The organism is Frankia alni ACN14a (assembly GCF_000058485.1).
Classification (GTDB): domain Bacteria; phylum Actinomycetota; class Actinomycetes; order Frankiales; family Frankiaceae; genus Frankia; species Frankia alni.
Map to the genome: position 1 here is coordinate 1,132,193 of NC_008278.1, position 21,571 is coordinate 1,153,763.

The window sequence follows — 21,571 nt, forward strand, 5'->3', positions numbered from 1 at the left end:
CGGGGAGAGACGGACTGGCCGCTCGCTGCTGCGCCCCGCTGCTCAGGGGGCCGCGGCGGCGTCCAGTTCGGCACGGGTCAGCAGCGGGCGCAGGGTCAGACCGAGCTCGGCCAGCCGTTCCCGGCCGCCCTCGCCGCGGTCGATCACGCAGAGCACGTCCTCGACGATCGCGCCGTCGTCGCGCAGCACCTTCGTCGCGTCGAGCACGGCTCCGCCGGAGGTGACGACGTCCTCGACCAGGACGACGCGGCGGCCGGTGACCTCGCCGCCCTCGGCGATGCGCCGAGTGCCGTACTCCTTGGCCTTCTTCCGCACGAACCGCGCGGGCAGGCCGGTGCGCTGGGACAGCAGGGTGGCCAGGGGCACGCCACCGAGCTCGAGCCCGGCCAGGAGGTCGGTGCCCGGCGGCACCAGCCCGGTCAGGCCGTCGACGATCGCGGCCAGCAGCTCCGGGTCGGCCTCGAACAGGTACTTGTCGAAGTACTCGGTGCTCGTCCGGCCCGACCGGAGCAGGAAGGTGCCGGTCAGATGGGAGGCGGCCCGGACCCGGGCGGCCAGCGCCGCATTGTCGCTCACGTCAGAGCACTCTAGGCGTGCGGAGCTGGGCGGCGTGGCGCGGTGGCGGGGAGCAGCGTGGTTGCCGGTCCGTCCGCCGGCCGCCCGCACCCGGCGCATCGGGAGGTTCGTCGCACGACCGGCGCTACGGTGACTCCATGTCGCGATCCGCCGCCGGGCGCCGTGCGCAGGGATCGGCGGACGGCTTCGGCGCACTGCTGTTCGTCTACGGGACCCTGATGTTCCCCGAGGTCGTCTCGACGCTGATCGGCAGGGTGCCGCCGATGGAGTCCGCCGCCGCCCCCGGGTGGCGGGCCGCCCGGCTGCGCGACCGCCTCTACCCGGGGCTGGTGCGCCGGGTCGCTCGGGACGATGCCTCGGCCCCGGGCCGGGTGCTCGTCGGCCTCGATCGGGGAGAACGAGCCGTGTTCGACGCGTTCGAGGGCTCGGCCTACGAGGCCGCTCCGCTCGTCCTGGCCGACGGGCGCCCGGCAGTCGCCTATCTCTGGAAGGACGCCGCCGAGGCGACCGACGAAGACTGGAACCCCCGCGCGTTCGCGGACGGGCACCTCGGCGACTACGTCCTGCGGTGCGCGGCCTGGCGAGCCCGACTGACCGACCCGTTGCCCTGAGCGGGCGCACCTTCGATCAGGCCGGTCGGGCCGGTCGGGCCGGTCGGGCCGGTCGGGCCGGTCGGGCCGCCGGCTCAGCCGTGGACGGTGGGCGGTCGACCTTCGTCGCCGTGCCCGGTTCTGCCCGGGCCTCCCGAGTCTCCCGGGCCACGCCCGGTGAACCCACCGGAGCCCGGCGGAACACCCGCCGCCTCCGGGTGGCGACCGCCGACGCCCGCGCCACGGCCGGCGGCCTCACCGACGCCGGCGCGATCGCCCGGGTACGGCTCCTCGTAGCCGCCGCGGGTACGGGCGGTGTCGTAGGTGCACAGCGCGTAGATCACCAGGATGTCGATCGCGATGATGATGACCGACCACACCGGAAACGCGGCCATGAAGGCAAGCTGGCCGATCGCGTTGATCGCCGCGATCACGATGCCGGCCCAGCGTGCCGCGTCGTTGCGGATGTAGATCCCGTAGGAGATCAGCATCTCGACGACGCCGACCGCGATCCACAGCCACCCCCAGAAGTTGGTGTCGGCGTAGATCACGTTGGTGCCGCCGTTGAGGTTGTTCACGACCACCGTGTAGTCGCGCAGGGTCGCGATGCCGTAAATCAGGTTGTGGAAGCCGACGATGAACATGATCACGGCGGCGAAGGTGAGCCATCCGCTCAGCGGGCGTACCGCCCGATTTCCTGCCATCTGATCCTCCCCGTTCGACGCCGACGCCTCGCCCGACCGGTGAACCGCCATGCCCTCGACGAGAGGGCCACCGGGACAGGCTGGGCGCGACCTCGTGGTCGCGGCGGCTCGATACCGGCACCATGCGGTCCGGTGTGCATCTGGTAGCCAGACAACTACCGTCCGCCGCTTAGGTGCGATACCCGCCCCGCCCCGACGTCACCCCCTTTCGGCCGAGGCGGCCGGCGGCACCCTGTCGGTCGGGGCGGCCGGCGGCACCCCGTTGGTCGGGCCGGCCGGCGGTACCCCGTCGGTCGGCGCGGCCGGCGGTATCCCGTCGGTCGGGGCGGCTGGCAGCGTCGTGACCTTGTTCGTCGCGGCGTCCCAGCGCAGCCGGCCGTGCTGGAAGGTGCTCTCTCGTCCGCCCGGCACCGAGTACTCGTCGGTCGTGGGCAGGCCGAGGCCGGACGCCGTGCCGCCGAGGGACAGGTAGGTCTGCAGGATGCGGCCGTGGACCTCGTGCGCGCCGGTCAGGGGATGCCAGTAGATCCAACCGCCCTGGAACCGGGCCTGCTGGGCGCCGGGCGCGCTGGCGATCTCGATGTCGCTCACCGGGCGTCGCAGGAAGCTGTTCGACCCGCCGATGCCGAGGTACTTCGTCGAGATCGGGCCGTACAGCCCGTGCACCCCGGTGGCGACGGACCAGAAGGCCAGGCCGCTCGCGTACTGCTGCCAGCGGCCCCCGCCGCCCGCGGGATTCTCGCCCCCGACCTTGGCGCCGAGCGCGGCCTGGGTCGGCCCGCCGGCCGCGTACCACTTCTCGATCTCGCTGCGGGTGCCGTCCGCCTGGGCGGCGAGCGCGGTCGACGTGCAGCACAGCACGTTCATGTCCACGTTGCCGGTGATCCCGGGCACGGTGCCGCCGGAGGTGTACTGCCACAGTGCCCAGTTCGGCCAGCCGCCGGGTAGCCAGCCGGGGGTCGCCTGGTTGTTGTAGATCGCGAACCAGAACGGGTACTTCGCGAAGTCATGGGTGTCCGCGACCTTCCCGGTCCAGAACGACCGGTAGGTGTAGAGGATGGGAGCCCGTCCTGTCGCCGACTCGACCTCCTCCAGGAACGCCCGGGTCCAGGCCGCGAGTGCCCTGGGGTCGAGTCCGCCGGTGTCCTCCAGGTCCAGCACGGGCGCGAGATGGCCGGCCGTGCGCGTCAGCCCGCTGACGGCGATGAAGTGCCGCGCCTGGTCCACGGCGGTCGACAGCGGCTGCGCCGGGCGCGCGTAGTGGTAGGCGCCGACCACCAGTCCGGCCCTGGTGGCGGCGTCGCGGTCGGTCACGAAGAACGGGTTGGTGTAGTTCGTCCCCTCGGTGGCCTTGATGATCACAAAGCTGACGCCGGAGGCGCGAGCCGCGGTCCAGTCGATCGGTCCGCCACCCGGATGCTGCCACGAGGCCACGTCGATCCCGCGTGGCCACAGCGGCGAGGGGGCCGCCCCCTGGGCCACGCCGGTGGTGCCGGACATGGTCAGCGCGGCGGCGGTGAGCGCGGCGATGCTGAGCAGTCGCCGGGGCAGTGGGATCGGCAGCGCCGACCGGGCCGGCAGGCCCCGGTGGCGCGGCAGGCAGTCGGCGTCCGCCCGGTGCGGCGGGGTGAGGTCCGATGCGCGGATCCGTCGTGGGTTCGGGGCGCGAGGCGGCACGTGGCCAGGGGTCTGGCCAGCCACCGCCGCGAGTCGTTCGGGTGAGGGCAACCACTCGGGTGGCGGGAACCGGTCGGGTGGCGGGAACCGGTCAAGTGGAGGGAACCGGTCTGGTGGAGGGAACACCGTGCCGGGTGGCAAGGGGGTGCCGGGCCGGATCGGGATGCCGACCGGGCCGGCGTCGCCGCCGGTGCCGCGGGTAGTCGGATACCGGCCAGGACGATGCGTGGAACGCATGGGCAACCCTCGGATGCTCGGGAGGCGACGGTCGGGGAGGCTCGTGAGCCGGTTGGCCGCGCCAGGCGGGCGCACCAACGGGTGTGCCACACGCTAAGCATTCAAGGAATTGCTTACAGCTATCAAAGGTAGGGGAGTCCGAGTTATTCACTACGGACAGTTGCTCCCGCCGGCAATCTGCGCATCTTCCGGTCGGAACGGCCGCCGGGTCGGGCGTGCCGGCGTGCCCGGGGGCAAGACTGGCTATGGGGATGTTCCGCGCATCCGGCGGCGGATCGTCGCCGCCGACGGGCAGGTCCGGGGGTCCCGTCATGATCGGGGACGAAGTGGACGGGGGTGCCTCCCCAACCACGCTCAGCGTCGTGTAATCTGAGCACCGCGACCTCGCGCCCCTTTAGCTCAGTCGGCAGAGCGTCTCCATGGTAAGGAGAAGGTCTACGGTTCGATTCCGTAAAGGGGCTCCACGTTCCGGTCCTCGGGCAGGTTCGTGTCCGGGATGGGCGGTTCCGCCGGTTCTCCCGGGTAGGCTTGTGGTCGGGTCTCCGGGCATCCTGGAGACCATCCTGGCGGTGTAGCTCAGTCTGGCAGAGCAAGCGGCTCATAATCGCTGTGTCGCCGGTTCAAGTCCGGCCACCGCTACTATCGGGGAGCGGCGCGCCGTGACCCCTGTAGGGGCTCGCGGCCTGCCGCGTCGCCCGATCAGTTCAGCACCCGACTCAGGAAGAGGCATCACGCCGTGGCCGCCACTGACGTCCGCCCGAAGATCACGATGGCGTGCCAGGTGTGTAAGCACCGGAACTACATCACCCGCAAGAACCGGCGCAACGACCCGGACCGCCTCGAGCTGAAGAAGTTCTGCCCGAACTGCGGCAAGCACACGGAGCACCGCGAGACCCGCTGACGATGCCCGGCGTCGCCGTGGCGGCCACGCCGCCGTCCGCCTGACGTGCGCGGGTCACGCGAGCCAGCATGCGATCACAACCGGCCAGGGAGCATCCTGGCCGGTTGTTTGCGTCTAGGCCGCCCCGTCCGGGGCGGGTCGACTCTCGTCGCAGGCCTGGGGACGGCGGACCGAAGCCCGGGGCGCCGGCGTGATAGCTAGGACACATCGACCCGTCCGTCGATGGGCCGGCTCATGAGGTTCGTGGTGGGATGCTTCCCGTCGCGGCCCGTCCGGCCCGACGCGCCGCGGCCAGGTGTGCCATGGCATTCGGCCCTGCCGTGGCCGTCGAGATCGGAGCCTTGATGTCGCTGAACCAGGACTTCGTGGGACGGAGTTTCGTCTCGCCCGTCCCCTTCCAGGTCGGACGCGAGCAGATCCGGCAGTTCGCCCGGGCGATCGGGGACGACAACCCGCTTTACCACGACGTGGAGGCGGCCAAGGCGGCCGGGCACCCCGATCTCGTCGCGCCGCCGACGTTTCTGATCACCGCGATTCCCGGAGCCCTGGGGCTGCCCACCGACGATCCGGCGCTCGGGCTGGACTATGCCCTGGTCGTGCACGGTGAGCAGCGCTTCGTCCTGCGCCGGCCGGTGTTGGCGGGCGACGAGCTGATCACCACCTCGACGCTGACCGCCATCCGCGCGGTGGGCCGCAACGAGGTGCTCGTCACCACCTACCGCTACACCACCACGAGTGGCGAGGAGGTCGCGGTCGGCACGTGCACCCTGGTCTCCCGCGGCACGGCACCGCCGCGGGCGTAAGCGCGCGTGCCCTGACGCCCGGTGGGAACCGGGCCGCCGGTCCGGCCGCACCCCCGACGGTGTCGGGAGTGCCTCACCCTGGGGAGAACAACGATGACGGCGACCGTCGGCTATGACGACGTCGAGGTCGGCACCGAGCTGCCGGAACGGCTGTTCCCGCTGCGACGGGTCGATCTCGTCCGCTACGCGGGAGCATCCGGGGACTTCAATCCCATCCACTGGAGCGAGCGGGCCGCCGCGGACGCGGGCCTGCCCGGCGTGCTCGCGCACGGGATGCTGACGATGGCGACGGCCACCCGGCTCGTCACCGACTGGGCCGGGGACCCGGGCGCCGTCCTCGAGGTCGGGGTGAAGTTCTCCGCACCGGTGGTGGTACCGGACGACGACGACGGCGCCTCGGTGTCGGTGCGCGGCGTCGTCGAGAAGAAGCTCGACGACAACCGGGTGGTCGTGAACCTCACCACCCGGTGTGGCGGCGAGAAGGTACTGATGGCCGCGCGGGCCACCGTCCGGCTGGGCTGAGCCGGCTGGCTGGCTGGCTGGCTCAGCCCAGGGTCGTTCAGGCAGCCTCGCTGAGCAGGGCGGACAGCCGGCTCACGCCCTTGACCAGGTCCTCGTCGCTGAGCGCGTAGGACAGCCGGGCGAAGCCGGGGGTGCCGAACGCCTCACCGGGGACGATGGCGACCCCGGCCTCCTCCAGGATGAGCTGGCACAGCTCGGCGCTGGTCGTGGGCGTCCGGCCGCGAAGGCTGCGCCCGAGCGCGCCCTGCAGGGAGGGGTAGCAGTAGAACGCGCCCTCGGGCAGCGGGCAGGTCACTCCCGGGGTCTCGGTGAGCATGCGGTGCATCGTCAGCCGGCGGCGATCGAAGGCGGTGCGCATCTCGGCGACGGCGTCGAGGGGCCCGGCGACGGCGGCGAGCGCCGCGGCCTGGGAGACGTTGGCGACGTTCGAGGTGGCGTGCGACTGCAGGTTCGCCGCCGCGGAGACGACGTCCGTCGGCCCGATCAGCCAGCCGACCCGCCAGCCCGTCATCGCGTAGGTCTTCGCGACGCCGTTGACGATGACGCAGCGCTCGGCCAGCTCCGGCACCTGGGTCAGGATCGAGGCGAACCGCGCCTCGCCGTAGACGAGGTGCTCGTAGATCTCGTCGGCGAGCACCCAGATGCCGGCCTGCTCGGCCCAGCGACCGATCTCGCGGACCTCCTCCGGCTTGTGCACGGCGCCGGTCGGGTTCGACGGTGAGTTGAACAGCAGCACCTTGGTGCGCTCGGTGCGGGCCGCCTCGAGCTGCTCGACGGTCACCCGGTAGCCGGCCTCCGGCCCGGTGACGACGTCGACCGGCACACCACCGGCCAGGCGGATGGACTCGGGGTAGGTGGTCCAGTACGGCGCCGGCAGCAGCACCTCGTCACCCGGGTCGAGCAGCGTCGCGAAGGCCTCGTAGACGGCCTGCTTGCCGCCGTTGGTCACCAGGACCTGGCCCGCGGAGACGGTGACGCCGGAGTCCCGGGCCGTCTTCTCGGCGATGGCCTGCCGCAGCTCCGGCAGACCGCCCGCCGGGGTGTAGCGGTGCATGCGGGGCTCGCGGCATGCCTTCTCCGCGGCGGCGACGATGTGGTCCGGAGTCGCGAAGTCCGGCTCGCCGGCGCCGAAGCCGACCACGTCCTGGCCCGCGGCGCGCATCGCCTTCGCGGTGGCGTCGACGGCCAGCGTCGCGGACGGGGCGATGCCGCCGATGCGGCTTGAGATCCTGCTCATAGTGCCCATGCTGCCATGGCGTCCGGACGGGCGTCGTACGCAGGCGGCCGGGATCCGGCGTCCGTGCGGACCGGTTCCGGGGTGGCCGGTGGACCCTGTCCCGCGGGTCCTGCGGACGGCGTGCCGTGGGTCCTGTGGACGTTGCCGCGAGGGTCCCGCGGACGATGTTCCGGGGGACTGTGGACGGTGTCCGAAGGGACTGTGGACAGTGTCCGGAGGGTGCTCTCCGGGCCCCGGGGGCCGTGTTCGGCGGTGCCCGCGCACGGTCCGCGGCGGAGTCGGGGCGATGAAGGGGTATGCTCGATCCGCTCGGGTACCCATTCCGGTAACCGGCTCACAGGCTGGACTGTGCGCTATGGTGCAGAAGCGCAGCGTGTGGGTTCGATGCGGTCGCGGGGATCCGGGCGTGTCCAAGGGGCGTGGCTCAATTGGTAGAGCACCGGTCTCCAAAACCGGCGGTTGCAGGTTCGAGTCCTGTCGCCCCTGCGCTGTTCGACAGTTGGCTGGTTCGGCGACGGAGTTGGGTGGAGTTGAGTGGCGACCGATACCCGTGACGCGGCACCGCGTCCCAAGCGGGCGACGCGTGCCGCGGGTCGGGGTCGACCGCTTCAGTTCATCCACAAGATCCTCCGGTTCATCCGCGAGGTCATGGCGGAGCTCCGGAAGGTCGTCTACCCCGGCCGGAGCGAGCTGATCACCTACGTGCTGGTCGTGCTCGTGTTCGTCAGCGTGATGACGGCCTTCGTGGCTAGTCTCGACTTCGGGCTCACGAAGGCGGTCCTCGCGATCTTCGGCTGACGGGCCCGTCAGCCGGCGGGGTCGGGCAGTACGGACGGACGGGTCCGGGCGGGTGATCGATGCCGGTGCGCCGGTCGGTCGGCTGCCGCCCGTTCGGCACCACGCCCGCGCAGCGCCCGCTCCGCGGAGTCCACAGCAGCAGAAGCGTCCACGAGAGAAGGAACGTCCGCGTGTCCCAGTCGCCCGAGCACGCCTCCTCCGAGCAGGGGGAGGCCCTCGCCCGTCTCGATCTCCTCGCGGCGTTCGAGCACGACGAGGTGGCGAGTACGGACGCCGGCGCCGACCTCGACGACCCCCACGCCGACTCCGACGACGCCGATGACGAGTCGAGTGCCGAGGCCACCGCCACCAGCGAGGCCGACGAGGCCGGTTCCGTGACCGACCCGGGCTCCGCGCCCACCGCGCAGGACGAATCCGCCGCGGCCGTCGAGCCTGCGGCCGTCGAGCCCGCGGTCGCCGCGGCCGACGACACCGATGACGACGACGATCTGCGTCGCGCCATCGAGGACGCGCCGGGCGAGTGGTACGTCGTGCACTCGTACGCGGGATACGAGAACAAGGTCAAGACCAACCTCGAGACCCGTATCTCCAGCCTCAACATGGAGGACTACATCTTCCAGATCGAGGTGCCCACCGAGGAGGTCCCGGTGGTCAAGAACGGCAAGAGGCAGCTGGTCCAGCAGAAGAAGTACCCGGGTTACATCTACGTCCGGATGGACCTGACGGACCAGTCCTGGTCCGCGGTCCGAAACACGCCGGGTGTGACCGGGTTCGTGGGGCTCACCAACCGGCCCTCACCGCTGCGGCGCGAGGAAGTCCTGTCCATCCTCGCCCCGGCGGCGCCGAAGGAGAAGAAGGTCGAGACCGTCCGGGTCCAGGAGTTCGAGGTCGGGGAGTCGGTCACCGTCATGGACGGCCCCTTCGCCACGCTTCCGGCGACCATCAGCGAGATCAACCTCGACGCCCAGCGGCTGAAGGTGCTGGTCTCGATCTTCGGTCGGGAGACGCCCGTCGAGCTGCAGTTCAATCAGGTCGCGAAGATCTGATTCGGTCCGTGGAACTCCGGTAGGAAGACGAGCACATGCCGCCCAAGAAAAAGAAGATCACCGCGATCATCAAGCTCCAGATCAACGCCGGCAAGGCCACGCCGGCGCCGCCGGTCGGCCCCGCGCTGGGTCAGCACGGCGTGAACATCATGGAGTTCTGCAAGCAGTACAACGCCGCGACGGAGTCGCAGGCCGGCAACGTCGTGCCGGTCGAGATCACCGTGTACGAGGACCGCTCGTTCACCTTCGTCACGAAGACCCCGCCGGCCGCGCGGCTCATCCTCAAGGCCGCGGGCGTCGAGAAGGGCAGCGGGACCCCGCACCGGGACAAGGTCGCCAAGCTGACCCCGGCCCAGGTGCGCGAGATCGCCCAGACCAAGCTCCCCGACCTCAACGCCACGACGATCGAGGCGGCCGAGAAGATCATCGCGGGGACCGCCCGCTCGATGGGGATCACGGTCGGCGACTAGCCCTCCGCACCTCGCCACACCGAACCGACGCCGTGGGAGGGCGATCGGTGCGAGCTTGCGCGGCCCGGACGAGATCCGCGCCGCGGCGAGCCGCGCCGAGGCGTCCGCCGGCACCACGAGGAGACAGCATGAAGCGCAGCAAGGCCTACCGGGCCGCCGCCGAGAAGATCAACCCCGAGAACCTGTACAGCCCGCTGGACGCCGTCCGGCTCGCCCAGGAGACCTCGACCACGAAGTACGACGCGACCGTCGAGGTCGCGATCCGCCTCGGGGTCGACCCGCGCAAGGCCGACCAGATGGTCCGCGGCACCGTCAACCTGCCGCACGGCACCGGCAAGTCGCCGCGCGTCGCCGTCTTCGCCGCCGGTGAGAAGGCTGCCGAGGCCACCGCCGCCGGCGCCGACATCGTCGGCAGCGACGACCTGGTCGCCCGCATCCAGGAGGGCTTCCTGGACTTCGACGCGACGGTGGCGACGCCGGACCAGATGGCCAAGGTCGGGCGGATCGCCCGCATCCTCGGTCCCCGCGGGCTGATGCCGAACCCGAAGACCGGCACCGTGACGCTGGACATCGGCAAGGCCGTCGCCGACATCAAGGGCGGAAAGATCAACTTCCGGGTGGACAAGCAGGGCAACCTGCACATCGTCATCGGGAAGACGAACTTCACCGACGCCCAGCTCATCGAGAACTACACGGCCGCCCTGGACGAGATCGTCCGGGTGAAGCCCTCGGCGGCGAAGGGGCGTTACCTGAAGAAGGTCACCTTCGCCACCACGATGGGCCCGGGCATCCCGGTCGACCCGAACCGCACGCGCAACCTGCTCGAAGAGAGCGTTCCTGCCTGACCCGCCCTCGCGGGTGGCTCCGGACCGTGCACACGACGCCCGCGTGGGCGCGGGTGCTTGTGCCGGCTGTCCGTCCTCCTGCTTCCCTGCCCTTCCAGCGGTGTGCGTGTCCGTTGCGTCCCGCTGGAAGGGCCGGGTAGAGCGGCCAGGCCGGTGACCGTGTAGGCGAGATCGTCGCGTACACTTTGTTCGAACACGTTTCACGTTTCACGCCGAAGACCGCTGGTCGCCGTCGTCGCCCAGGTGGGGGAGATCCCGCCCGGACGTAGCGACGGCCGAAGGCCCGACTTCCCCGGGCGGCCCGCGCAGGTGACGGATGCCAAGGACCGTGGCAGTTCCGAGGCGGTCGGCGCAGGTGCGCCGTCCTCCCCGCTCGATGCCGCTCTTCACGCCCCGTGCGCCTGCGCCGGGGCGTTCGTCGTCTCCCGGGGTTGAACGGATGACCGGCCGACACCCCGAAGGAGCCCCATGGCGAAACCTGAGAAGACCGCCGCGGTGGCGGAGATCGCCGAGGAGTTCCGTGGCGCGACCGCCGCGGTCCTCACGGAGTACCGCGGTCTGACGGTGAGCCAGCTCACCGAGCTGCGGCGCACCCTCGGCGAGGGCGCGCGTTACGCGGTGGTCAAGAACACGCTGACCAAGATCGCGGCTGAGCAGGCCGGCGTCACCGGGCTCGACGACCTGTTCGTCGGCCCGACCGCCGTCGCCTTCGTCACCGGCGACCCGGTCGAGGCGGCCAAGGGCCTGCGCGACTTCGCCCGCGCCAACCCGGCCCTCGTGGTCAAGGGCGGCGTCGTCGAGGGCAAGGCGATGACGGCCGACGAGATCCGCAAGCTGGCGGATCTGGAGTCCCGCGAGATCCTGCTGGCGAAGCTCGCCGGCGCGATGAAGGGTTCGCTGTCCGGCGCGGTCGGCCTGTTCGCCGCCCCGCTGTCGCAGGTCGCCCGGCTGGCCGAGGCGCTGCGCGAGCAGCGGGCGAGCCAGTCCGCCGCCGAGACGCCGGCCGCGGAGGCCACCGAGGCCGCCGAGGCCGCCGAGGCCCCCGCGGAGTAACCGCCCGCGCCGCCGCGGGATGACGGTCGCCGCTCCGGTGTCCGTCGGACCGGCGGAGCATCCCGCGCCGGACGGGCCACCGCGCCCGGCCGGCACCATGCACGAGCCACCCCGATCACCGGTCGCCCATCCGGCCGGCCGAGATCATCGCCCATGACGAGGAAGGAACCGCCATCATGGCGAAGCTGTCGACCGAAGAGCTGCTCGACGCGTTCAAGGAACTGACCCTGCTGGAGCTCTCGGAGTTCGTGAAGCAGTTCGAGGAGACCTTCGGCGTGACCGCCGCGGCGCCCGTCGCCGTGGCCGCGGCGCCGGCCGCCGGCGGGGCGGGCGGCGAGGCTCCGGCCGCCGAGGAGCAGGACGAGTTCGACGTCATCCTCGAGTCCGTCGGCGACAAGAAGATCCAGGTCATCAAGGAGGTTCGGGCGCTGACCAGCCTCGGGCTGAAGGAGGCCAAGGACCTCGTCGACGGGGCGCCCAAGCCCGTCCTGGAGAAGGTCGCCAAGGAGGCCGCAGACAAGGCCAAGGCGGCCCTCGAGGGCGCCGGCGCGTCGGTCACCGTCAAGTAACTCGGTCACCGTCCCAGCACCCTCAAGCACCATCTTGCACCATCGCCCGTCTTCCGGGTCCGGTCCGGGCGGCGTTTCGCCGCCGCCGCGGACCGGTGCGGCCGCTCGACGCGGCCGCGGCGCATCCCGCGTGCCGGGGCACCTCCGAGGTGTCCCGGCACGCGGCGTCTGTGCCTGGCGAATCGCCGAGACACGCTGCAACGTAAGCGGATGGGCAGGTCGGGTCGTTCGTGACGTTTTCCGAAGGGGGTTGACGGCCCCTGTAGATCGGAGTTCCATCATGTCGCGAACGCTCGTCGGGAAGCAGATGCGGTGCTCTACGTTCCCCCCGCGTGGTCCTGCCACGCACGTCCTTGCCAGTGGTGTGCCCTTCGGCTACACTGCTAGTTTGCGCTGCCCTTTTCGTCGCATCGGCTCCGCCGACACCGGTTCTCCGGTGAGGTCGGGCTCTCTGTGGGGGTCCGGTACGCGCCGCCGGGCGGTCCCGACCATGGTGTCGGGGCTGCGTACGCGGTGGGTTCCGGTTCGACGTGAAGGCGCGCTGGCCGTGCTGGTGCGTGGCACGGCTGTATGGCAGCCACACCGAGGACTCTGAGCAGACCTTTGCCCGTGCACCGACCCGTTGTTCTCAGCGGACACCGGCGTCGCCGCGCGCTTGCGCCGCGACGGCGCTTTGGCGTGCCCGCAGTCAGCCGAACGCCTGCCGCGACGGATTTTTGCGGTTCCGCGGACCGACGGACTCTGGATCGGCGGACCTGCTGCGGGACGAGGGCCGACTCCGACCGCGCGACCGGCCGCCGGGACTCCCGGCACCGCCGCACCGATGCGCCTCGCGGTCATCCTCTCACCGGCGGGGCACCCCCCGTCGCTGTTCCCGACAACCGTAGCGAGACACTGATCACCTGACCACCCCCCGACGGATCCTTGACGTCCGCGACGCCAGCCCGACGATCAGGCCACCCGGAAGGACCACCTTGGCCGCCTCGCGCTCTTCCTCCCGCATCTCGTTCGCTAAGATCATCGAGCCCCTCGAGGTCCCGGATCTCCTTGCTCTTCAGACGCAGTCCTTCGATTGGCTGATCGGTAGTGACGCCTGGGCGGAGCGGGTTCAGGAGGCCATCGACTCGGGCCGGGACGATGTTCCGATCACCTCCGGTCTGGAGGAGGTCTTCGAGGAGATCTCCCCGATCGAGGACTTCTCCGGCTCCATGTCCCTGTCCTTCCGGGACCACCGGTTCGAGCCCCCCAAGTACTCCGTGGAGGAGTGCAAGGACAAGGACATGACCTTCTCGGCCCCGCTGTTCGTCACGGCCGAGTTCACCAACAACACCACCGGTGAGATCAAGAGCCAGACGGTCTTCATGGGCGACTTTCCGCTCATGACGCCCAAGGGCACCTTCGTCATCAACGGGACCGAGCGTGTGGTGGTCAGCCAGCTCGTCCGGTCGCCCGGCGTGTACTTCGAACGCAGCCTGGACAAGGCGTCGGACAAGGACCTGTACTCCTGCAAGGTGATCCCGTCGCGCGGGGCCTGGCTCGAGTTCGAGATCGACAAGCGGGACACCGTCGGGGTCCGCATCGACCGCAAGCGTCGTCAGTCGGTGACGGTCCTGCTCAAGGCGCTGGGCTGGGACGAGGCGCGCATCCTGGAGCGGTTCGGCGACTTCCCGTCGATGCGCATCACCCTGGAGAAGGACCACACGGCCAGCCAGGACGACGCGCTGCTGGACATCTACCGCAAGCTGCGCCCGGGCGAGCCGCCGACGCGGGAGTCGGCGCAGACCCTGCTGGAGAACCTCTTCTTCAACCCCAAGCGCTACGACCTGGCGAAGGTCGGCCGCTACAAGGTGAACAAGAAGCTCACGCTGGAGATCGCCCACGACGTCGGCGTCCTCACCGAGGATGACATCGTGCGCACGATCGAGTACGTCGTCAAGCTGCACGCGGGCGCCGACCCGGCCGAGTACGAGGTCGACGACATCGACCACTTCGGCAACCGGCGGCTGCGCACGGTCGGCGAACTGATCCAGAACCAGGTCCGGCTGGGCCTGGCCCGGATGGAGCGGGTCGTCCGCGAGCGGATGACCACCCAGGACGTCGAGGCGATCACGCCGCAGACCCTGATCAACATCCGGCCGGTCGTCGCCTCCATCAAGGAGTTCTTCGGCACCAGCCAGCTGTCGCAGTTCATGGACCAGACGAACCCGCTGGCCGGCCTGACCCACAAGCGCCGCCTGTCGGCGCTGGGCCCCGGCGGTCTGTCCCGGGAGCGGGCCGGCTTCGAGGTCCGCGACGTGCACCCCAGCCACTACGGCCGGATGTGCCCGATCGAGACGCCGGAAGGCCCGAACATCGGCCTGATCGGCTCGCTGTCGACGTTCGCGCGGGTCAACCCGTTCGGCTTCGTCGAGACGCCGTACCGCAAGGTCGTCAACGGCCGGGTCACCGACCAGATCGACTACCTCACCGCGGACGAGGAGGACCGGCACGTCAAGGCGCAGGCCAACACGCCGCTGAGCCCCGACGGCACGTTCGCCGAGGACCGCGTCCTGGTCCGCCGCAAGGGCGGTGAGGTCGAGTTCATCCCGCCGGACGAGGTCGACTACATGGACGTCTCGCCGCGGCAGATGGTGTCCGTGGCCACGGCCATGATCCCGTTCCTCGAGCACGACGACGCCAACCGCGCGCTCATGGGCTCCAACATGCAGCGCCAGTCGGTGCCGCTGCTGCGCTCCGAGGCGCCGCTGGTCGGCACCGGGATGGAGGCCCGCGCGGCCAAGGACGCCGGCGACGTGGTCGTCTGCGTCCAGGCCGGCGTCGTCGAGGACCTCTCGGCGGACTACATCACCGTCATGCACGACGACGGCACCCGGCGCACCTACCGGCTGGCGAAGTTCCGCCGGTCGAACCAGGGCACCTGCATCAACCAGAAGCCGATCGTGTTCGAGGGGGACCGGGTCGAGGCCGGCCAGGTCATCGCGGACGGCCCGTGCACCGACAACGGCGAGATGGCGCTCGGCAAGAACCTGCTGGTCGCCTTCATGCCGTGGGAGGGGCACAACTACGAGGACGCGATCATCCTGTCGCAGCGCCTCGTGCAGGACGACGTGCTGTCCTCGATCCACATCGAGGAGCACGAGGTCGACGCCCGGGACACCAAGCTCGGCCCGGAGGAGATCACCCGCGACATCCCCAACGTCGCCGAGGAGGTCCTCGCCGACCTCGACGAGCGCGGGATCATCCGGATCGGTGCCGAGGTCTCGCCCGGCGACGTCCTGGTCGGCAAGGTCACCCCGAAGGGCGAGACCGAGCTGACCCCCGAGGAGCGGCTGCTGCGGGCGATCTTCGGGGAGAAGGCCCGGGAGGTCCGCGACACCTCGCTGAAGGTGCCGCACGGCGAGTCCGGCAAGGTGATCGGCGTCCGGGTGTTCTCCCGCGAGGACGGCGACGAACTCCCGCCCGGCGTCAACGAGCTGGTCCGGGTCTACGTCGCCCAGAAGCGGAAGATCACCGACGGCGACAAGCTCGCCGGTCGGCACGGCAACAAGGGCGTCATCGCCAAGATCCTCCCGCAGGAGGACATGCCGTTCCTCGAGGACGGCACTCCGGTCGACATCGTGCTCAACCCGCACGGCGTCCCGCGCCGGATGAACATCGGCCAGATCCTGGAGACCCACCTCGGGTGGGTGGCCAAGACAGGCTGGCAGGTGGACGCCGGCACCGAGGACTGGAAGGAGCGGCTGCGCGGGATCGGGGCGGACTCGTCCACCCCCGGGACCAACGTGGCCACCCCGGTCTTCGACGGCGCCCGCGAGGAGGAGATCACCGGTCTGCTCGACTCCACCCTCCCGAACCGGGACGGGGTCCAGCTCATCGGCTCCTCCGGCAAGGCCACGCTGTTCGACGGCCGCACCGGCGAGCCCTACCCCTACCCGGTGGCGGTCGGCTACATCTACATCCTCAAGCTGCTGCACCTGGTCGACGACAAGATCCACGCTCGGTCGACCGGCCCCTACTCGATGATCACTCAGCAGCCCCTGGGTGGTAAGGCGCAGTTCGGTGGCCAGCGGTTCGGTGAGATGGAGGTGTGGGCGCTGGAGGCGTACGGCGCCGCCTACGCCCTCCAGGAGCTGTTGACCATCAAGTCCGACGACGTCGTGGGCCGGGTCAAGGTCTACGAGGCGATCGTCAAGGGCGAGAACATTCCGGAGCCCGGTATCCCGGAGTCGTTCAAGGTGCTCATCAAGGAGATGCAGTCGCTGTGCCTCAACGTCGAGGTCCTCTCCAGCGACGGTGTGCAGATCGAGATGCGTGACACCGACGAGGACGTCTTCCGTGCGGCGGAGGAACTCGGGATCGACCTGTCCCGGCGGGAGCCGAGCAGCGTCGAGGAGGTCTGAGCGGGCGCCGGGGGCCCGAACCGCGCGCCGTGAGGCGGCGGCCGACCCCCGGCGGTCCATCCGACTCCAGCGTCCCGACCGAGAAAGAGAGAGCAGGCGACAGTCTTGCTGGACGTCAACTTCTTCGACGAACTGCGCATCGGTCTTGCCACCGCGGACGACATCCGTCAGTGGTCGCACGGTGAGGTCAAGAAGCCGGAGACGATCAACTACCGCACCCTGAAGCCGGAGAAGGACGGGCTCTTCTGCGAGAAGATCTTCGGTCCGACCCGGGACTGGGAGTGCTACTGCGGCAAGTACAAGCGGGTCCGGTTCAAGGGCATCATCTGCGAGCGCTGTGGCGTCGAGGTCACCCGCGCCAAGGTGCGCCGTGAGCGCATGGGGCACATCGAGCTGGCCGCCCCGGTCACCCACATCTGGTACTTCAAGGGTGTTCCGAGCCGGCTCGGCTACCTGCTGGACCTGGCGCCGAAGGACCTCGAGAAGGTCATCTACTTCGCCGCCTACATGATCACCAAGGTCGACGCCGAGGCGCGCCACCGCGACCTGCCCACCCTCGAGGCCCGCATGGGCGTCGAGAAGCAGCAGCTCGAGGACAAGAAGAACGCCGACGTCGAGACTCGGCAGAAGCGGCTCGAGACCGACCTCGCGCAGCTCGAGGCCGAGGGCGCCAAGGGCGACGCGCGGCGCAAGGTCCGCGAGTCGGCCGAGCGCGAGATGCGCCAGATCCGCGACCGCGCGCAGCGCAAGATCGACGATCTGGACCGGGTGTTCGACCGCTTCAAGAACATGAAGGTCCAGGACCTGGAGCCGGACGAGCTGCTCTACCGCGAGCTGCGCGACCGGTTCGGCCAGTACTTCGACGGCGGCATGGGCGCCGAGGCGCTGCAGCGGCGGCTCGCCGACTTCGACCTGGCCGCGGAGGCCGAGTCGCTGCGCGAGACCATCCGCAGCGGCAAGGGGCAGAAGAAGGCCCGCGCGCTCAAGCGGCTCAAGGTCGTCTCGGCGTTCCTGAACACCCGCAACTCCCCGATGGGGATGGTGCTCGACTGCGTTCCGGTGATCCCGCCGGACCTGCGGCCGATGGTGCAGCTCGACGGTGGCCGGTTCGCCACCTCCGACCTCAACGACCTGTACCGCCGGGTGATCAACCGGAACAACCGCCTCAAGCGGCTGCTCGACCTCGGCGCGCCCGAGATCATCGTCAACAACGAGAAGCGGATGCTGCAGGAGGCCGTCGACGCGCTGTTCGACAACGGCCGCCGCGGCCGGCCGGTCACCGGCCCGGGTAACCGTCCGTTGAAGTCGCTGTCCGACATGCTCAAGGGCAAGCAGGGCCGGTTCCGCCAGAACCTGCTCGGCAAGCGGGTCGACTACTCCGGCCGGTCGGTCATCGTCGTCGGTCCGCAGCTCAAGCTGCACCAGTGCGGTCTGCCCAAGCAGATGGCGCTGGAGCTGTTCAAGCCGTTCGTGATGAAGCGCCTGGTGGACCTCAACCACGCGCAGAACATCAAGTCGGCGAAGCGGATGGTGGAGCGGGCCCGCCCGGTCGTCTGGGACGTGCTCGAGGAGGTCATCACCGAGCACCCGGTGCTGCTCAACCGGGCGCCGACCCTGCACCGCCTCGGCATCCAGGCCTTCGAGCCGCAGCTGGTCGAGGGCAAGGCCATCCAGATCCACCCGCTGGTCTGCACGGCGTTCAACGCCGACTTCGACGGCGACCAGATGGCGGTGCACCTGCCGCTGTCCGCCGAGGCGCAGGCCGAGGCGCGGATCCTGATGCTGTCGAGCAACAACATCCTCTCGCCGGCGTCCGGTCGACCGCTGGCGATGCCCAGCCTCGACATGGTCACCGGGGTGTTCCACCTGTCGACGCTGGCCGAGGGCGCCGTCGGGGAGGGGCGGGCGTTCTCGTCGGTCGCCGAGGCGCAGATGGCCTTCGACGCCCGCGAGATCGCGCTGCAGGCGCGGATCAGCGTCCGGCTGCGCGACACCACCCCGCCGTCGGACTGGGTGCCGCCGGCCGACTGGGTCACTGGGGACGTGTTCACCCTGGAGACCACGTTCGGCCGCTGCCTGCTCAACGAGGCGCTGCCGGAGGGCTACCCCTTCATCAACGCCCAGCTCAACAAGAAGGCCCAGGCCGCGATCGTCAACGACCTGGCCGAGCGGTACCCGAAGATCCAGGTCGCGGCGACCCTGGACGCGCTGAAGAGCGCCGGTTTCTACTGGGCCACCCGGTCCGGGGTCACCGTCGCGATCGAGGACGTCGTCGCGCCGCCGAACAAGGCCGAGATCCTCGACGACTACGAGCAGCGGGCCGACCGGGTGCAGAAGCAGTTCGACCGCGGCTTCCTGTCCGACGAGGAGCGCCGCAGCGAGCTGGTGCAGATCTGGACCGAGGCGACCAACAAGATCGCCGAGGCGATGGAGAAGAACTTCCCGCAGACCAACCCGGTCTACGTGCTGGTCAACTCCGGAGCCGCCGGAAACATGATGCAGATCCGGCAGCTCGCCGGCATGCGTGGCCTGGTCTCCAACCCGAAGGGCGAGATCATCCCGCGGCCGATCAAGGCGAACTTCCGCGAGGGCCTCACCGTGCTCGAGTACTTCATCTCGACCCACGGTGCCCGTAAGGGTCTCGCCGACACCGCCCTGCGGACCGCCGACTCCGGCTACCTGACCCGCCGGCTCGTCGACGTCAGCCAGGACGTCATCGTCCGCGAGGAGGACTGCGGCACCGAGCGCGGCATCCTGACCCGGATCGCCCGGCGCGGCGCCGACGGCGTGCTCGTGCGCGACCGCTACGCCGAGACCTCGGCGTACGCGCGGACGCTGGCCTCCGACGCCGTCGACGAGCACGGTGAGATCATCGTGCCCGCCGGCACCGACGCCGGGGACGTGGCGATCGGCCAGATCATCGAGGCCGGCATCGAGTCGGTCCGGGTGCGTTCGGCGCTGACCTGCGAGTCCCGGATGGGGGTGTGCGCCCAGTGCTACGGGCGTTCGCTGGCCACCGGCAAGCTGGTCGACGTCGGCGAGGCCGTCGGGATCGTCGCCGCGCAGTCCATCGGCGAGCCGGGTACCCAGCTGACGATGCGTACCTTCCACAGCGGTGGCGTCGCCGGTGACGACATCACCCAGGGTCTGCCGCGTGTCGTCGAGCTGTTCGAGGCCCGTAGCCCGAAGGGCAAGGCGCCCATCACCGAGGTCTCCGGTCGGGTGAAGATCGAGGAGACCGAGAAGACCTTCAAGGTCGTGGTGGTGCCGGACGACGGCAGCGAGGAGATCGCCTACCCGGTCTCGCGGCGCTCGCGCCTGCGGGTCCGCGAGGGCGACCGCATCGAGGTCGGCAACCAGATCGTCGACGGTGCCGTCGACCCGCACGAGGTGCTGCGCATCCTCGGCCCGCGCCAGGTCCAGCTCCACCTGGTCGACCAGGTCCAGGAGGTGTACCGGTCGCAGGGCGTGTCGATCCACGACAAGCACATCGAGATCATCATCCGCCAGATGCTCAAGCGGGTGAACGTGCTGGAGTCCGGCGAGACCAACCTGCTGCCCGGCGAGCTGTGCGAGCGGGCCCGGTTCGAGTCGGAGAACCGCCGGGTGGTCGAGTCCGGCGGCCAGCCGGCCTCGGCTCGTCCGGTGCTGATGGGGATCACCAAGGCGTCGCTGGCCACCGAGTCGTGGCTGTCGGCGGCCTCCTTCCAGGAGACGACCCGAGTGCTCACCGACGCGGCGATCAACGCCCGGTCGGACTCGCTCGTCGGCCTCAAGGAGAACGTCATCATCGGTAAGCTCATCCCGGCCGGCACCGGCATCTCCCGGTACCGCAACATCCGGGTCGAGCCGACCGAGGAGGCGCGCGCCGCGATGTACTCCGTCGGCGCGTACGAGGACGGCGGCAGCGTGGAGTACGGCGCGTTCGGCACCGGCTCCGGCCAGGCCGTCCCGCTGGACGAGTTCGACTACCGCAGCTCGGGCGACTTCCGCTGACCCGGAACCGCTGATCCGGAACCGCTGAGCCGATCCCGCCGGCCCGGTGCCCCCCGCTCGGGGGCGCCGGGCCGGCGGCGTTCTCCGCCCGGTGCCGCGCCGGGTCCGGGCGGGTGCCGGTCGGTTCCCCCTGCTTGTCCAGAGGGATATTTCGGGCGCGGAGGCCTCCGGACAAGCAGGGAGGTCGGGACCGGCCTGGCCGGAGACGACGGTAGGTGATCAATGGGTGGGGAACTCGCGGCGGACTGGGCCGACATCCGGCGGCTGCACGCGATCTACGAGGACGAGGCGGTCCTGGCGCTCGACAAGCCCGTCGGCATCTCGGTGATGGGGGAGCGCCACGACACCGACCTCGTGCGCCTGGCCGCCGACGCCGGCGAGGAGCTGTTCCCCGTGCACCGGATCGACAAGGTGACCTCGGGGATCGTGCTGTTCGCCCGGGAGCTGCGCTACCACGGCGACCTGACCAGGCAGTTCCAGCGGCGCACGGTCGGCAAGTGCTACCTTGCGCTGACCCGAACCCGCGGCCTGCCGGCGGCGGGGACCATCGACCTGCCGCTCAGCGTCGGCCGCAAGAGCCGGGTCCGGGTGGCCGCGAACCGCGCCGACATCACCCTGCTCCCATCCGGCGACCCAACCGCGTCCGGCGACCCAACCGCGTCCGGCGACCCAACTGCGTCCGGCGACCTGGCCGCGTCCGACCACGCGCTCGCAGCGGGCGGAGTGGTCGCGGCCGGCAACCTGGTCGGTGCGGGCGCAGTGGCGGACGAGGGGCACTGGTCCGTTCCGCCCGAGGCGGTCTTCGGCCACGTGCGGACCTATCCCTCGGTCACGACGTTCGTCCGGATCTGGGAGGGCGGCGAGCACACCCTGCTCGCCGCGACGCCGCAGACCGGGCGGCGCCACCAGATCCGCGTGCACCTGGCCTGGATCGGCCATCCGATCGCGGGCGACCCACTGTTCGTCAAGGCGCCGCAGACCCGCGCCTTCCTGCACTCCTGGCGGCTGGCCTTCGACGCCGCCTGGGCCGGCGGCGCGCGCGTCGAGGTCGAGGCGCCCCCCGACGCCGACTTCCTCGCCCCCATCGGTGACCGGCCGCCCGCAGACCTGCTCGACGACGCTCGACGCCAGTGACGAGGCCGAGCGA

The 21,571-nt window shown here is 70.5% G+C and carries 17 protein-coding genes and 3 tRNA genes; 16 read left to right on the plus strand and 4 right to left on the minus strand.

Annotated elements, in window-relative coordinates:
* Positions 1–42 precede the first annotated feature (42 nt).
* Positions 43–576, minus strand: a complete 534-nt coding sequence (pyrE, locus tag FRAAL_RS04560) for an orotate phosphoribosyltransferase (RefSeq protein WP_011602282.1) — start codon at positions 574–576, stop codon at positions 43–45.
* 137 nt (positions 577–713) lie between these two features.
* Here pyrE and FRAAL_RS04565 point away from each other — a divergent pair, with 137 nt between their 5' ends.
* Positions 714–1,187 carry a gamma-glutamylcyclotransferase family protein gene (locus FRAAL_RS04565; protein WP_011602283.1) on the plus strand — a complete coding sequence of 158 codons (474 nt, stop codon included), beginning with the start codon at positions 714–716 and terminating at the stop codon, positions 1,185–1,187.
* 74 nt (positions 1,188–1,261) lie between these two features.
* On the opposite strand, the gene FRAAL_RS04570 is transcribed toward FRAAL_RS04565, so the two are convergent.
* Positions 1,262–1,870, minus strand: a complete 609-nt coding sequence (locus FRAAL_RS04570; RefSeq protein WP_041940166.1) for a DUF7144 family membrane protein — start codon at positions 1,868–1,870, stop codon at positions 1,262–1,264.
* A gap of 198 nt (positions 1,871–2,068) precedes the next feature.
* The gene (locus tag FRAAL_RS04575; RefSeq protein ID WP_372666449.1) at positions 2,069–3,784 is read right to left on the minus strand and encodes a GH25 family lysozyme; all 1,716 of its coding nucleotides are present in this window, start codon (positions 3,782–3,784) and stop codon (positions 2,069–2,071) included.
* Between the two features lie 388 nt (positions 3,785–4,172).
* Between FRAAL_RS04575 and FRAAL_RS04580 the strand changes: the two genes are divergently transcribed.
* The 5 genes from FRAAL_RS04580 to FRAAL_RS04600 all read left to right on the plus strand — a co-directional run bounded on the left by FRAAL_RS04580 (position 4,173) and on the right by FRAAL_RS04600 (position 6,010).
* Positions 4,173–4,248, plus strand: a tRNA-Thr gene (locus FRAAL_RS04580).
* Between the two features lie 101 nt (positions 4,249–4,349).
* A tRNA-Met gene (locus tag FRAAL_RS04585) sits at positions 4,350–4,423 on the plus strand.
* Positions 4,424–4,520: 97 nt separating this feature from the next.
* Positions 4,521–4,685: a 50S ribosomal protein L33 gene (gene rpmG / locus FRAAL_RS04590; RefSeq protein WP_009740545.1), complete on the plus strand. Its 165-nt coding sequence runs from the start codon at positions 4,521–4,523 to the stop codon at positions 4,683–4,685.
* Positions 4,686–5,029: 344 nt separating this feature from the next.
* Positions 5,030–5,488, plus strand: a complete 459-nt coding sequence (locus FRAAL_RS04595) for a MaoC family dehydratase N-terminal domain-containing protein (RefSeq protein WP_041940167.1) — start codon at positions 5,030–5,032, stop codon at positions 5,486–5,488.
* 93 nt (positions 5,489–5,581) lie between these two features.
* A complete protein-coding gene (locus FRAAL_RS04600) occupies positions 5,582–6,010 on the plus strand; it encodes a MaoC/PaaZ C-terminal domain-containing protein (RefSeq protein WP_011602287.1) in 429 nt (142 codons plus the stop codon).
* A gap of 37 nt (positions 6,011–6,047) precedes the next feature.
* Here FRAAL_RS04600 and FRAAL_RS04605 read toward each other — a convergent pair whose 3' ends face one another.
* Positions 6,048–7,256 carry a pyridoxal phosphate-dependent aminotransferase gene (locus FRAAL_RS04605; protein ID WP_041938846.1) on the minus strand — a complete coding sequence of 403 codons (1,209 nt, stop codon included), beginning with the start codon at positions 7,254–7,256 and terminating at the stop codon, positions 6,048–6,050.
* A gap of 404 nt (positions 7,257–7,660) precedes the next feature.
* Between FRAAL_RS04605 and FRAAL_RS04610 the strand changes: the two genes are divergently transcribed.
* The 10 genes from FRAAL_RS04610 to FRAAL_RS04655 all read left to right on the plus strand — a co-directional run bounded on the left by FRAAL_RS04610 (position 7,661) and on the right by FRAAL_RS04655 (position 21,558).
* Positions 7,661–7,733: transfer RNA gene (locus tag FRAAL_RS04610), tRNA-Trp, on the plus strand.
* Between the two features lie 48 nt (positions 7,734–7,781).
* A complete protein-coding gene (gene secE / locus FRAAL_RS35520; RefSeq protein WP_041938847.1) occupies positions 7,782–8,045 on the plus strand; it encodes a preprotein translocase subunit SecE in 264 nt (87 codons plus the stop codon).
* Positions 8,046–8,215: 170 nt separating this feature from the next.
* On the plus strand, positions 8,216–9,091 hold the full coding sequence (gene nusG / locus FRAAL_RS04620; RefSeq protein ID WP_011602289.1) for a transcription termination/antitermination protein NusG: 876 nt from the start codon (positions 8,216–8,218) through the stop codon (positions 9,089–9,091).
* Positions 9,092–9,126: 35 nt separating this feature from the next.
* Positions 9,127–9,561 (plus strand): 50S ribosomal protein L11, encoded by a 435-nt coding sequence (rplK, locus tag FRAAL_RS04625; protein ID WP_009740540.1) that lies wholly within the window; start codon positions 9,127–9,129, stop codon positions 9,559–9,561.
* A gap of 128 nt (positions 9,562–9,689) precedes the next feature.
* A complete protein-coding gene (rplA, locus tag FRAAL_RS04630) occupies positions 9,690–10,406 on the plus strand; it encodes a 50S ribosomal protein L1 (protein ID WP_011602290.1) in 717 nt (238 codons plus the stop codon).
* Between the two features lie 468 nt (positions 10,407–10,874).
* Complete coding sequence (gene rplJ, locus FRAAL_RS04635) at positions 10,875–11,459, plus strand: 50S ribosomal protein L10 (RefSeq protein ID WP_011602292.1); 585 nt, start codon at positions 10,875–10,877, stop codon at positions 11,457–11,459.
* 176 nt (positions 11,460–11,635) lie between these two features.
* Positions 11,636–12,028, plus strand: a complete 393-nt coding sequence (rplL, locus tag FRAAL_RS04640) for a 50S ribosomal protein L7/L12 (protein ID WP_009740537.1) — start codon at positions 11,636–11,638, stop codon at positions 12,026–12,028.
* A gap of 974 nt (positions 12,029–13,002) precedes the next feature.
* The gene (gene rpoB, locus FRAAL_RS04645; protein WP_011602294.1) at positions 13,003–16,428 is read left to right on the plus strand and encodes a DNA-directed RNA polymerase subunit beta; all 3,426 of its coding nucleotides are present in this window, start codon (positions 13,003–13,005) and stop codon (positions 16,426–16,428) included.
* 105 nt (positions 16,429–16,533) lie between these two features.
* Positions 16,534–20,424 carry a DNA-directed RNA polymerase subunit beta' gene (locus tag FRAAL_RS04650; protein ID WP_011602295.1) on the plus strand — a complete coding sequence of 1,297 codons (3,891 nt, stop codon included), beginning with the start codon at positions 16,534–16,536 and terminating at the stop codon, positions 20,422–20,424.
* A 222-nt stretch (positions 20,425–20,646) separates the two neighbouring features.
* Positions 20,647–21,558, plus strand: a complete 912-nt coding sequence (locus FRAAL_RS04655) for an RluA family pseudouridine synthase (RefSeq protein WP_011602296.1) — start codon at positions 20,647–20,649, stop codon at positions 21,556–21,558.
* Positions 21,559–21,571: the final 13 nt, after the last annotated feature.

What these genes read in the sequence shown, in the direction of transcription:
- FRAAL_RS04565 (WP_011602283.1), top strand. Translation starts at nt 714, where the DNA reads ATGTCGCGATCCGCCGCCGGGCGCCGTGCGCAGGGATCGGCGGACGGC.
- rplK (WP_009740540.1), top strand. Translation starts at nt 9,127, where the DNA reads ATGCCGCCCAAGAAAAAGAAGATCACCGCGATCATCAAGCTCCAGATC.
- FRAAL_RS04600 (WP_011602287.1), top strand. Translation starts at nt 5,582, where the DNA reads ATGACGGCGACCGTCGGCTATGACGACGTCGAGGTCGGCACCGAGCTG.
- rplA (WP_011602290.1), top strand. Translation starts at nt 9,690, where the DNA reads ATGAAGCGCAGCAAGGCCTACCGGGCCGCCGCCGAGAAGATCAACCCC.
- rplJ (WP_011602292.1), top strand. Translation starts at nt 10,875, where the DNA reads ATGGCGAAACCTGAGAAGACCGCCGCGGTGGCGGAGATCGCCGAGGAG.
- rplL (WP_009740537.1), top strand. Translation starts at nt 11,636, where the DNA reads ATGGCGAAGCTGTCGACCGAAGAGCTGCTCGACGCGTTCAAGGAACTG.
- FRAAL_RS04595 (WP_041940167.1), top strand. Translation starts at nt 5,030, where the DNA reads ATGTCGCTGAACCAGGACTTCGTGGGACGGAGTTTCGTCTCGCCCGTC.
- FRAAL_RS04570 (WP_041940166.1), bottom strand. Translation starts at nt 1,870, where the DNA reads ATGGCAGGAAATCGGGCGGTACGCCCGCTGAGCGGATGGCTCACCTTC.
- FRAAL_RS04655 (WP_011602296.1), top strand. Translation starts at nt 20,647, where the DNA reads ATGGGTGGGGAACTCGCGGCGGACTGGGCCGACATCCGGCGGCTGCAC.
- FRAAL_RS04605 (WP_041938846.1), bottom strand. Translation starts at nt 7,256, where the DNA reads ATGGGCACTATGAGCAGGATCTCAAGCCGCATCGGCGGCATCGCCCCG.
- FRAAL_RS04575 (WP_372666449.1), bottom strand. Translation starts at nt 3,784, where the DNA reads ATGCGTTCCACGCATCGTCCTGGCCGGTATCCGACTACCCGCGGCACC.